Below are 12,535 nucleotides of genomic sequence, written 5' to 3'. Positions count from 1 at the left end.
GCCTTTTGAGTTATTATTGCTATTTTTCTTGTACATCTTTAATTCTTTTTTTATCCTTAGCATATTTCTATCCTTACCAAGTAACTATTTTATCTAATATTTTAAGAAACACCCTTACTAACTCTGGGTCAAATTGTACCCCAGCATTGTTATTGAGTTCCTCTAGTGCAACTTTTCTTGGTAATGCTTTACGATAGGGACGATCGCTTGTCATTGCATCAAAGGCATCTGCAATAGATAGTATTCTACATTCTAAAGGAATGGCATCTCCCTTCAGACCTAAAGGATAACCATTTCCATTCCACCATTCATGGTGTTTAAAAATCCAGTCTGCAATGGGAACTAGGTCAATGGATGAAATGGCTATTCGATATCCTGTTTCACAATGCTTTTTGATAATTTCATATTCTTGAGAAGTTAATTTTCCTTTCTTAAAAAGAATTTCATCTGGTGTACCTATCTTTCCTATATCGTGAAACTGAGCAAATAAATGTAAGTCTGCAAATTTATGTTCTGGTATTCCAATACCTCTAGCGATCATAGTAACCAAGGATTGTATTCTTCTAGCATGTCCTTCTGTAACAAAATCCCTTACTTCTAAAGCTTTTTTTAGAGTTTCCACTATAGTACTACGAGAACTTTGTTTGTGATGTAGTTTTTCCCTATATAGGTTGTTGTCAGCTTCTGTAAATAGGTCATTTATATTAGAACTAGCTTTTGAAAAGGCCCTCCCAATGGAAGTACTCAATAATAGCTCGGGCTCTTTCCTGTTGTATTCTTTGATGTTGTTTTTTATTTTGTTGTATGTATTATTAAGAGTTTCTTCATTAATATTAGACAGGATTATAGCAAATTCATCTCCCCCGATTCTGGCCAATATATCATTACCTCTAATCGATAATTTTAATATATTGGCCAAGAATATCAGAAGTTCATCACCTTTTTTATGTCCTAATGTATCATTGACTATTTTTAAGCCATCAACATCTATTATTATTAATCCAATTGGGACATTCCCCAGTAATTTAAGTCTTTGAGTTTCTTGCTCAAAGAACCTTCTAGTATAGGTATTGGTAAGAGAATCATGTAAACTAATGTACCTTAAATGTTCTTCCTGTTGTTTTCTCAAAGTTATATCTCTAACAATATTTAAACAAATATTTTCACTTCCAATTTTTGCTACTTGAGAACTTACTTCAACATGAAAAGTATGTCCATCCTTACGACTATGAACTGCCTCAAATATTTGGTTATTGTTTAACATTTTTAATACTTTTGAATTACAAATATCATAGACCCTTTGGGAAAGCAATTGTTCCCTAGAGTATCCATAAGCTTTAAGAGCCGCATTGTTTGCTTCAATAATAGAACCGTCATTCTGGCGTACAATTAAAATAATATCTCGGGTATTCTCTGATAGTAATTGATATAGTTTTAGGATTGCTTCGCTTTTCTTTCTTTCGGAAATATCTAAGATAACTCCCCTTAAGCCTACAATCTTGCCATTTTTAATTATTGGGGCACTATTAATCATAATAGGAAAAACAGTGCCGTCGGTCTTAATGGCCAAGTATTCTTTTGCTCCAATATTTTTGCCCTGTAAAACAGCCTTCATATTATGTTGAATTCTTTCTCTGTCCATTGGATGAATTCTTGAAACAACATAAATTTCTTCAGGTAGTTCATTTTTGGAATACCCAAAGAATTCAAACCCCCTCAAATTTGAGAAACATAACCTCCCCTTAATATCGATTTCAAAAATTACCTCTTGTAAAGAGTCAACAACTTCTTTGTACCTTTCTTCGGTTTCATGCAATATTTTTTCTAAAAGACTCTTTTCACTTACATTTATTAGTTGTCCAATATAGATTTGATCAGCTAAGTTCCTTATTTTAGAAAAATAACAATCAGTATTAATGATATTGCCATTAAATGTTACCACCCTAAATTTGATGTGGTCTTGAGTATACTCTTCTAAATTATTTATCAGGAACAGTTCAACCATAGTTTGATCCTCAGGATGAACTATCTCCAAAAACTTCTTTGTTAATATAGAATGCTCAAACATTTTCAACATAGCCTGATTAGTATAAGTAATAGTTGCATTTTGTAGAATAAAAGTTGGAATGGGTAAAAGTTCAATTGTGTCTTTCAAATCATACATGATAAAACCTCTTATTAAATCTGATTTTTAAATAAAAAAGACGACAAATCTCTGTCGTCTCATGATGATTATATATTTTAACAAAATCCAGACTATTGTCACTACATTATATGTTATTATACCTATTCTCTTTTGAAAAATAAATGTTTATATATCCTTTATTTCCTATTGATAATTACCAAGTCGTCTCAATACCTCCTTCGGTAATTTTGATTGCTCCTTCTTTTAATAGTCGCCCAACGGCCCTTTTAAAGGCCCGTTTACTTATGTTTAATTCTGCCTTTATATATTCAGGAGAGCTATCATCATTGATTGGAAGTGTACCACCGCTTGTTTTTAAGCGATCCATAATCATTTGTGCATCACTTTCTATTTCGTTGTATACCTCATTCCTTAAACTGAGTTCCAACTTACCATCCTCTCTAACCTTTTTTACCCTTATTTCAAGAATATCACCTACAGAATAATCGCCGTACAATTCATTATTATGAATTAATCCATGGTACTTATTATCTACGGCTACAAACATACCATAATCCGGATTTATACTATATACCGTTCCGTGGACCCTATTATTCTTTTGATATGGTGATTGGGTGCTTAGCAGATTATATATTTTCATAGTTGCACATATTCTATTATTATTGTTAATAAACAAACCTACTAAACATAAATCTCCCTTTTTGATCTTACCCACTTGCTCTCTTGAAGGTAATAACAAGTCTTTCTGTAAACCCCAGTCTAAAAAAGCACCAAAATTGGTATCTTCCACCACCCTTAAAAAACCTAGTTCTCCAATCGTTAGCTTTGGTCTTTTAACTGTAGCTATGTTTTTGGCCTCAGAATCTTTATAAACAAAGACCTCTATTTCATCTCCTATTTCAACTCCCCATGGCACCTCATTTTTAGGTAATAAAATATCATCCCTATCCGCTGCGTTAGTAAAATTTAGATAGGCACCGGTCTCGGTCTTCCGAGTTACGCATAGTTTCTGCATTTTACCTATTTCTAGCATCTTATTCCTTCCTTTTTCCGTTGTTGTCAGCATTATTTTTAGTCATAATTAGTTTTTCCTATAATAACATATTACTTCTTTCATTTCTTATTTTCAGGTGCAATTAAAGAGTTAAAAGAAATAGATTATTGCTACTTGTTACTTCTTGATATTCATTGGTAAAACTTTTTTACCCTGATAATGCCAATAATAAAAATACTAAATCCCCTAGACTTTTGATCTTAGGGGTTTTAGTATTCTATACTATTTAGTTGTAAAATTATGTAATTTGCCCCATTGACAGATTACGTAAAATTTAATGCCCACCACATTCATCGTGGTGCTTATGGTCGTGGCAAACAGAGCCCGTAGATTTAAGAGAACCCTGTAAATAGCTTTTTGCCGCGGTTTCGGCATTTCCTTTAGCACCTGTAATGACTTCAATACCTTTTTCATTAAAGATATTGACGGCACCGCTACCCATTCCACCGGAAATAACAACATTAACTCCCATGTCATTTAGAAAATTAGGTAAAAATCCGGGCTTGTGTCCTGGGTTTGGTATCGACTCACTTTTAACAATTTGATTGTTTTCAACTTCATAAATACTGAAACTCTGACAATAACCAAAATGCTCTGTAACTAAACCATTCTCACTTGCTACTGCTATTTTCACTTATTTCATCTCCATCTCTTTTTCTAAAATATCTCCCATATTCTCTAGCCAATCACCATCAAAAAGTTCAATTGAGCCCTTGTCACAGGCTGCTGCTATTCTCGCGTCAATTGGTAGCTTGGCAAGAACATCAATACCGTGCATTTGAGCAATTTCCTCAATATTGCTATTTCCAAATATATTATATTTCTCGTCGCAGTTCGGACATTTAAAATAGGCCATATTTTCAACTATTCCTAAGATTGGTATCTTCATCATTTCTGCCATCTTAACTGCTTTAGATACTATCATTGAAACCAATTCTTGTGGTGAGGTTACAATAATAATTCCATCTATGTCTATGGATTGAAAAACAGTAAGAGGTACATCACCTGTGCCAGGTGGCATATCAATAAACATGAAATCCACATTGCCCCATATTACATCTGACCAGAACTGTTTGACTGCGTTAGCAATAATCGGCCCCCGCCAAATTACAGGGTCTGTTTCATTGTCTAAAAGCAGGTTAATCGACATAATATCAATACCTGTTTTGCTTTTAGTGGGATACAAGCCTAGTTCATTTGCTATTGCTTTTCCTTTCAAACCAAATGTCTTTGGAATAGATGGGCCAGTGACATCAGCATCAAGGATAGCTGAGTGATAACCTCTTCTGTTCATCATCACTGCTAGCATTGAGGTTACAAGTGATTTACCTACTCCGCCTTTACCACTCAGAATACCAATTACTTTTTTGACATCACTTAATTCATGAAGTTTTTGGGAAAAATCTGGTTTCTGCTCTATCTCTTTAGTATCTGCCGATTCATTGCTGCAGGTATTGCAGCTTTGATTACTAATTGCACTCATTTTACCATCTCCCTTCTTTTATAAATTTTTAGACTTCTTCAAGCAGTAACTTGAAGGTTTTTTCATAGATATCTTTTGTTGCTTGACCTGCCACACAATCTATATCAACAATACTCTGACTATTATTGATAGCTGTTACAGCTTTTGAATCAAAGGGAATAGTGCCAACAAAAGGCAGATTCTGTCTATTACAGTAGGACTTTATTTTTTCTGTATTTTCCATATTAGTATCATATTTGTTGATACAAACTGCGATTCTCGTTTGGAATTTTTCTGCAGTTTTTATTATCCGTTCCATATCACTGATGCCTGATATAGAAGGTTCTGCAACAATCAAAACCATATCAACACCGCTCAGCGATGCAATAACCGGACACCCTATACCAGGTGAACCATCTATAATTGCTACCTTAGTATCTAAAGCTGCTGATTTCATCTGTTTTTTTACCTCGGTGACCAGCATTCCAGAGGTACCGCTTCCCATTTTCAGTTGAGCAGTAGAAAATACAGAATCATTCATATATAGCATTAAATCACCTGCTATGGCAGGATTTAGAGATATGGCCCTCACTGGGCAAATGGCTTCACAAACCCCACAGCCTTCACAGTCATAATAATTTACCTTATAATCAGCGCCAACATTAATAGCGTCAAAACGGCAGTTTTGCCTACACAAATCACATTGTACACATAAATAGGGATCAATTTCAGCCTTTGGCAATCCATAATAGTCCGATTGCTTAACTTCCGATGACTGATGCATAACCAAATGCAAATTAGGTGCATCTACATCACAATCTGCATAGGCTTTAGCATTAGCTAGCTTAATAAAGGCACTAGCAATAGTTGTTTTTCCAGTGCCACCTTTGCCACTAAGGATTAGTAACTGCTTCATGCCGCACCTCCTTAGTAACTGTTTGTAGCAAAGAAGAAAAAAGATCTTGATACTTTTTGTTTTCCCTCACTAAGATCTGGGCATTTGAGTTTATCTTTCCAAGATCATTGTCGAAGGGAATCTTGCCCAAAATTTTTATACCATGTTCAATACAAAATTTCTCTGCTGGATTATCTTCATCAAGACACTTATTAAGCACTACTCCATGTGGTTTGTCAAATAGTTTCACAAGATCATAAACCATATTAAGATTGTGAACCCCAAACAAAGTAGGTTCTGCAACCAAGATGCAGAAGTCCGCATCCTTGATACTCTCCATGACAATACAAGCACTACCTGGCGGACAGTCGATAAATGTGTTATCTTCATTGGTATAACTTAAAAGTCTTTTAATAATGGGAATACCTGATGCTATTCCTGTATTTAATATCCCTGTAATTACAGAGACATTTTCAGAAACACCTCTTTGAACTACACCGATAAATTTTTCTTTTTCCGACAGTGCTTTCTCAGGACAAAACAATATGCATCCGCCACACGAATGACAAATTTCATCAAAAATCAACAGATTGTTGCCGATATAGGCTAATGCATTGAATTTACAAAACTCAACACATTTACGACAGCCATTGCAAAGGTTTTCATCTATCTGAGGAATTTTGACCGAGATTTCTTCAGATTGAATACTTTTCGGTTTGAAAAAAAGATGTCCATTTGGCTCTTCAACGTCACAATCAATATATGTGGATTGCTTTACTGAAGCAGCCAAATTTACAGATACAAGAGTTTTTCCTGTGCCTCCCTTGCCGCTTAGCACAGCTATCTTCATACTATTTGCCCCCATGATTATGAAATCCAGCATGAATATCGTCTAATAATGATATCTTTCTGTCAATAAAGGCATTGATATTATCCTTGATGGAATCGTTGACAGTCTTGTATATTTCGATATTAGCTGCTTTTAGAACATTCGCAGCATTCTCGCCACATCGTGGGGTGAGTAAAGCACTTACCTGGTTATCCACAATGGTCTGTGCTGCCTTAATACCAGCACCACCTTGGCTGGCGACTGCACTATTATCTAGAAAAGTACTTTCCTTTGATTCCTTATCATAAATAAGAAAATATGGAGCACGACCGAAGGACTGACATACACTAGTTTCCATTGACTTGTCGTCAACTGGAATTGCTATTTTCATTATTAAAAAACCTCCTTTATATTTATCTACCACCTAGAAGTCATTATCTTCCAAAAATCCTCTGCAGCATCTATGTCTACGGAAACCACCCATACAGGGTTTTTCGATACCGTCGCAAAGCTTGTAATCGCCACCCTCAATCCTTAGCACTTTTCCGTTTACTAGAGATTCTGCAAGTTTTTTCCTTGCATCATTATAGATACCCTGGACAGTAGTTCGTGCGATATTCATTTGTTTGGAACATTGTTCCTGTGTAAAACCTTCTAAATCAATTAGTCGTATCGTTTCGTATTCATCAACAGTCATAATGACATAATGCTCATGATTTATTGGGGCGTTAAGTGGCCCAAATCGATTGCTCTCCGGCAGGCTACACACCTTTCTCCATTTTCTAGGCCTTGGCATAATTCATTAAACCTCACTTATTACAAAAGAGCTTTTTTGTCTTATAAAGAACCCTTTTGTGATCTGTCCACGGTAGAACCTGCTGCTAACCCTCTTCCAAATCCTCTTCCATTACCGTTTCCTAACCCTCTTCCAGATCCTCTTCCACTACCATTTCCCAACCCTCTCCCAAAACCTCTTCTATTACCTAACCCTTGTCCTTGGCCTAACCCAGTTCCACTGCTGCTAGTATTTGCTCCACTGCAAACTCCGAGGCCTCTTCCTTTCATTGAGCCTTTTCCCATAGGACCAGTTCCATCTCTTCTTGGCATATAAAACGCCTCCCTTGTTTTTGACATATGTCATTTTTATTTTATATTATACTCGGTATTTAACATATGTCAATAACCATTTATATGTATTTTATATATTTGTACATAAAATTTTACCAAGCAAATTTTTATGCTACCTTGCTTTGTAGGAACTTAACAAAAAAATGGCCTCAACCTTAAATATAAAGGTTGAGGCCATTTTTTAACTATACAGTGTAAAACCTGTTCACCCGCAGCCACTGTACCCAAAGACTATAATATTAAATAAACCCAAACTACCTAGGTTTAAATTACAACTTCTTTTCCTAGAATATATCTCATACATATATTCCTATCATCTCCCGCATAGCAAAAGCGCTCAAGGCGTTCCACAGGAGTAATATCCTCTCCGAACATATTACTGTCATCGATTACTAATGCATTGAAACAGTATCCTTTATCAAATGCTCCTACTTTATTAAAATATCTTCCCCCTGAACGCGTTGCCATATAAAAAGCTTCTGCAAGATTTACAGCTTCCCACTGAGGGTCAAAAATATTACGAATTTTAGAATGCTGAATAGTGCTGGCTATTCCTCTGGCAATTGATAAACTTGCACCAGAACCTATATCACTTCCAATTGCCAAGTTTATACCCATTTGCAAAAGTTTTTTAACTGGCATTATGCCACCAGCGTTAATATTAGCAGTTGCATCCGGACAATGTACTGCCAAACAGTTTGGATTTTTCATCAGGTCTAAAACATCGTCATCCATAAAAATGCAATGGGCCATGATGGTAGGTCTTTGACCAAGTAGATTATTTTTATAAAATATGTCCGCTCCATTTTTGTAGGAAGGAAATAGTTCCTTAACAACCTTCATTTCATTAACTGCTTCACACATATGTGAATGAATGGGAACCTCGTATTTTTGAGATAATTCACCTAATCCAGCTAACAATTTCTCACTGCAGGTGATAGTAAATCGGGGAACAATTGTGACTTTAACATTTCTACTTTTTTTATGTTGTATAATAAATTTTTCGGTCTCAATAAGGGATTGTTCTGTCTCCTCGATATAATATTTTGGACTATTTTGATCCATATTTAGCTTCCCTGTAAAGGCAAACAACCCTCTCTGCTCAAGTATTTCAAACAATATTTCCGATGCTTGATAGTGAATAGATGGGAAACAATTTACATGTAAAGTACCCTGGCGTAATAACTCATCAACAAAAAGCGTATAGACTTTCCTTGCGTGTTCTTCATTCTTAAATTTTGCTTCAGTGGGATATGTATATGTATTTAGCCAGTCCAAAAGCTCTCGATCCATTCCAAGGCCTCTTTGTAAAAACTGAGGTGCATGTACATGCATATCACAAAAGCCCGGAATGATCAGATTATTTCCCCAATCTATGATATTATCCTTTGGAAACTCCTCTGGTAATTCATAATAAATTCCCATTATAATTCCATCTAATACCAATATGTATGAATTCTCTTTGCTAATAAGAATATCTTTATTTTGACTGTATATTATGTTTCCTTTATACGCTATGTATTTGCTATACTTTCCCATTAAGTTCTCCTTTGTTGTCTTGGCACCTACTTCCACTTAATTATACTCTAAATTTTTCAACAGAACCTTGTAAATTTTGGGCTATTCTGGCTAATTCTTGGACTGCACTTACCATCTGTTCTGTAGAAGAAGCAATTTGTTCTGAACTAGCAGATAACTGAGATGTTCCCACAGAGGCGTACTGGATATATTTGGTAATATCTTCAATCATAGAAACATTTTTTTTCATTATATCCATAATATTATTTATTGATAAACCAGCTTGTTCAGCTAATTTTACACCATCAGATATAGTTTTTATCGTTCTACTAGTATTGTTAACAGAGTCATCTACAGTGTTTGTTACATCTTTGATTAGGTTACCTATTTCTTTGGCAGCAGTACTAGATTGCTCTGCAAGTTTCCTAACCTCTTCTGCCACTACAGCAAAACCCCGTCCGTGTTCCCCTGCGCGTGCAGCCTCAATAGCAGCATTTAATGCCAATAAATTAGTCTGATCTGCAATATTAGTTATGGTTTCAGTAATATTTCCTATCTTAGCTGAAAGCCCACCCAAGACATCCATACTCTTACTGGTTTCAGCAGCAGTATGCGCAATCCCATTAATCATATTAATTGTGTTATTAACTGAAACATTTCCCTCTTGAGCGGTTAAATACATTTTTCTGGATTCATTCAAAGTTTGGTTAGATAAATCCATTGCTTGCTCGGCTTTAACTGCGACTTCATTCGTTGTACTGGCCGCTTCCTCTGTTGAAGCACTTATTTCTTGGCTACTTGCGGCGAGTTCTTGACTCTGGGCTGCTATATTAGTTCCGTAATCTACTACTTCACCAATTAATAACTTTAAGTTTTCAGACATCTTGTTGAAAGAAATAGCAAGTTGACCAAGTTCATCCCCCGAATCAATAGCAACTGATTCGGTAAAATCTCCTTTGGCCATGTTATCAGCAACTTGCGATAACTTAAGAACTGGTATTTTAATACTTCTTGTTAATAACAAACCCATGAATAATGCCATAACTGCGGACGATATCATGACACTTATTGCTATGATTCTGGATTTTTCCATCATACTATCAATTAGCTTATTCTCTTGTTTAATTAAGCTATCATTATTGTTGATAAGAACTTCAAGTGAGTCAGTTAACTTAGTAGCAACTGGTTCCAACTCTACCACTAAACTTGCGATTTTTAGATCATAAAGCTCCGTCGCAGCATCATCTTTACTCTCAAATGATTCATACCATTTTCCAACCAACACAATATACTCTTCGTTAATTCTTTTATCAAAAGCATTTATATCTTTGATTATATTATTAATCCTATCTACCTCTACCTTATCACTAATTTTGAGGAGTTTTTGTGAATGTTCCTTAATTTCGTTGATTTCATTTTTGTATGAGTCAATATATTCTTCCTCACCATATGCATAATAGCCTCTAAATGAAGCCATACCAATGCCAAAGTGCCCTTTAATTTCTCTAAGCAAATCTATTCTTTGGTTGTAAAGCTCGATTTTTTCAGTATTATAAGAGATTTGATTTAGCGTATAAATAGAATTGATTCCAATACCAACCAGAATAAATAGAGCTAATCCAAAACACAACGTAATTTTTGTACCAATTTTCATATTTCTAAATATACCCATATACCTAGCCCCCCTAATATTTCTTATAATCCAGGCCAAAAACTTCAGGGTAATGTTTTAAGTTTATGATCAAAATTGTCCCCATTAAAATAAAAACAAAATCCTCCATTCGTACTGATGAACCATCACATTATTCACTCTTTTTGGACATTAAATTAAGTTTATTTAACAATCATTTTTATTAATTATAAATGTATTGACAATCAAATTTAGTTCTTCGGCCAACTCTGCCATTGTACTAGCTGAGTTAGTTACTTGATGTATAATTGAACTTATTTGTTGGGTTGAACCGGCTAGATCTTGGGTACTCTTACTAATATGCTCCGACCCAACCGCAATTTCATCGATTCCCAATGCAGCCTGGGAAACCTCTTCGGTAATTTGTTCAAATGAAGATACAGTTTCTCTAACAGACACGGTAACAACTTGAACTTCAGCTTGACATTTCTCCATATCCCCCAATACTTTAGCAATGCGATTTTCTATATCATAAATAAGATCTTTAATTTCATTAGAAAACTGTGCAGATTTTTCTGCTAGTTTTCTTACCTCCTCAGCTACTACTGCAAAACCACGACCATCCTCCCCTGCCCGTGCAGCCTCAATTGCTGCGTTCAGTGCCAGTAAGTTTGTTTGGTCAGCAATTTGAGTGATAGCCTCAAGTATTCTACTAATGTTTTGTGAACGCTCATGTAATAAATCAACTGCTTTGGCCGAGTCGTTAACTACACTTCTTAGTATGTTCATTTTCTCAATAGCTTCTTTAGCTAATTGATTTCCTTTCTGAGCAATCATGTTTGTATGATTTATATTTTTAGCAGTTTGCTGTGAACCTAGCGCACCTTGTTCTGTAATAGCAGCTACTTGACTACTATCTGATGCAATTGTTTCAATAGTCGCGTTGGCTTCTTCGCTTGATGCTGCAAGTTCCTGGCTTTGACTTGTCAAAACAGTTGAATGTTCTTTTAATTTAGAAATAATATTTTTGAGATTGTCTATCATCATATTGAATGAATCTGCTAATTCCTTTAGTTCATTATTGTCTCTAACTGTAATTTTCTCTGTTAGGTTTCCTTGAGCTAATGTTTGGGAGCCAATAACAACATTATTTATAGGCGTTATAATTATTCTTTTAATTCTCCATCTAAGCAAAAGAAAGGAAAGTAGTAAGATGGGAAAACCAATCAATAACATCTGCTTTAGAGAGTTTAGGAGCATATCAATAATAAATTTCCTAGAAATGCCTACATATAGCATACCCACAACTTTACTACCACTATATAAAGGCATGTAAGCTGTTTGGTGTTTTATACCAACTACATCTGCCACTCCATAATAATTTTGCTTATTTTCTAGTACCTGTTTAACAACTTCAGGAGCAGCCTTAGTCCCTATTGCCCTCTTACCATTTTGTTTAACGTTTGTAGTTATTCTTGTGTCATTTAAGAAGATAGTACAAGTATCTCCTGTTTTCTTACCAATTTCGTCTACAAAGTTATTATTGCCGTTTAAAGCAACAGAACCTTTATATAGGGTTGTCCCCTTTACCATCCAGGGACCAGGATACATTTTTTCTAACAAAATTTCGGCAAATTGCAAGTCACCTTCTGCCTTTTGCAAAGCAAAGTTATCAGCACTGGCATATATTTGACGATATGCCAGAAAACCTGTAAAACTTAGAAATACTATTAAAATAAGTAAGATTGAACTAAGTATCTGGAAATTAACGGATATTATATGCCGATGTATTTTAGAATTTTCCCATATCATATTGTTTCTCCTCAACGATTATAAGATAGTTTTTAATATTCTATATATTTATAATAATATC

11 protein-coding genes and 1 pseudogene are annotated in these 12,535 nt (G+C 35.1%); all 12 read right to left on the bottom strand.

Features of this window, described 5'->3' with window-relative positions; translation table 11 throughout:
* Nucleotides 1-73: 73 nt before the first annotated feature.
* Nucleotides 74-2,164, bottom strand: coding sequence for a PAS domain S-box protein (locus ACYQ03_RS09080; protein WP_459909367.1), 2,091 nt, complete (start codon nt 2,162-2,164; stop codon nt 74-76).
* Between the two features lie 175 nt (nt 2,165-2,339).
* Nucleotides 2,340-3,179: a CvfB family protein gene (locus ACYQ03_RS09075; protein ID WP_459909365.1), complete on the bottom strand. Its 840-nt coding sequence runs from the start codon at nt 3,177-3,179 to the stop codon at nt 2,340-2,342.
* Nucleotides 3,180-3,474: 295 nt separating this feature from the next.
* Nucleotides 3,475-3,834, bottom strand: a complete 360-nt coding sequence (locus ACYQ03_RS09070; RefSeq protein WP_459909363.1) for a NifB/NifX family molybdenum-iron cluster-binding protein — start codon at nt 3,832-3,834, stop codon at nt 3,475-3,477.
* Nucleotides 3,835-4,683: a P-loop NTPase gene (locus tag ACYQ03_RS09065; protein ID WP_459909361.1), complete on the bottom strand. Its 849-nt coding sequence runs from the start codon at nt 4,681-4,683 to the stop codon at nt 3,835-3,837. It lies immediately after the preceding gene.
* A 28-nt stretch (nt 4,684-4,711) separates the two neighbouring features.
* Nucleotides 4,712-5,578: an ATP-binding protein gene (locus tag ACYQ03_RS09060; protein ID WP_459909359.1), complete on the bottom strand. Its 867-nt coding sequence runs from the start codon at nt 5,576-5,578 to the stop codon at nt 4,712-4,714.
* Nucleotides 5,556-6,407: a nucleotide-binding protein gene (locus ACYQ03_RS09055; protein WP_459909357.1), complete on the bottom strand. Its 852-nt coding sequence runs from the start codon at nt 6,405-6,407 to the stop codon at nt 5,556-5,558. Before ACYQ03_RS09055 ends, ACYQ03_RS09060 begins: the two co-directional genes overlap by 23 nt.
* Nucleotide 6,408: 1 nt before the next feature.
* Nucleotides 6,409-6,777: a NifB/NifX family molybdenum-iron cluster-binding protein gene (locus ACYQ03_RS09050; RefSeq protein ID WP_459909356.1), complete on the bottom strand. Its 369-nt coding sequence runs from the start codon at nt 6,775-6,777 to the stop codon at nt 6,409-6,411.
* 33 nt (nt 6,778-6,810) lie between these two features.
* Nucleotides 6,811-7,182 (bottom strand): DUF134 domain-containing protein, encoded by a 372-nt coding sequence (locus tag ACYQ03_RS09045; protein ID WP_459909355.1) that lies wholly within the window; start codon nt 7,180-7,182, stop codon nt 6,811-6,813.
* A gap of 41 nt (nt 7,183-7,223) precedes the next feature.
* The gene (locus ACYQ03_RS09040) at nt 7,224-7,493 is read right to left on the bottom strand and encodes a DUF5320 domain-containing protein (RefSeq protein WP_459909354.1); all 270 of its coding nucleotides are present in this window, start codon (nt 7,491-7,493) and stop codon (nt 7,224-7,226) included.
* Nucleotides 7,494-7,778: 285 nt separating this feature from the next.
* The gene (locus ACYQ03_RS09035) at nt 7,779-9,089 is read right to left on the bottom strand and encodes an amidohydrolase family protein (RefSeq protein ID WP_459909353.1); all 1,311 of its coding nucleotides are present in this window, start codon (nt 9,087-9,089) and stop codon (nt 7,779-7,781) included.
* Between the two features lie 4 nt (nt 9,090-9,093).
* Nucleotides 9,094-10,704 (bottom strand): methyl-accepting chemotaxis protein, encoded by a 1,611-nt coding sequence (locus ACYQ03_RS09030; protein ID WP_459909351.1) that lies wholly within the window; start codon nt 10,702-10,704, stop codon nt 9,094-9,096.
* Between the two features lie 324 nt (nt 10,705-11,028).
* Nucleotides 11,029-12,474: pseudogene (locus ACYQ03_RS09025) on the bottom strand (methyl-accepting chemotaxis protein); the annotation flags it as partial.
* Between the last annotated feature and the right edge of the window lie 61 nt (nt 12,475-12,535).

The sequence above is a fragment of the Desulfotomaculum defluvii genome, assembly GCF_054657375.1.
This window is presented reverse-complemented; position numbering and strand designations above follow the sequence as displayed.

Bases quoted from the DNA above. Each gene is read 5' to 3' on its own strand.
- ACYQ03_RS09080 (WP_459909367.1), bottom strand. From the start codon at position 2,164: ATGTATGATTTGAAAGACACAATTGAACTTTTACCCATTCCAACTTTT.
- ACYQ03_RS09075 (WP_459909365.1), bottom strand. From the start codon at position 3,179: ATGCTAGAAATAGGTAAAATGCAGAAACTATGCGTAACTCGGAAGACC.
- ACYQ03_RS09065 (WP_459909361.1), bottom strand. From the start codon at position 4,683: ATGAGTGCAATTAGTAATCAAAGCTGCAATACCTGCAGCAATGAATCG.
- ACYQ03_RS09060 (WP_459909359.1), bottom strand. From the start codon at position 5,578: ATGAAGCAGTTACTAATCCTTAGTGGCAAAGGTGGCACTGGAAAAACA.
- ACYQ03_RS09055 (WP_459909357.1), bottom strand. From the start codon at position 6,407: ATGAAGATAGCTGTGCTAAGCGGCAAGGGAGGCACAGGAAAAACTCTT.
- ACYQ03_RS09050 (WP_459909356.1), bottom strand. From the start codon at position 6,777: ATGAAAATAGCAATTCCAGTTGACGACAAGTCAATGGAAACTAGTGTA.
- ACYQ03_RS09045 (WP_459909355.1), bottom strand. From the start codon at position 7,182: ATGCCAAGGCCTAGAAAATGGAGAAAGGTGTGTAGCCTGCCGGAGAGC.
- ACYQ03_RS09040 (WP_459909354.1), bottom strand. From the start codon at position 7,493: ATGCCAAGAAGAGATGGAACTGGTCCTATGGGAAAAGGCTCAATGAAA.
- ACYQ03_RS09030 (WP_459909351.1), bottom strand. From the start codon at position 10,704: ATGGGTATATTTAGAAATATGAAAATTGGTACAAAAATTACGTTGTGT.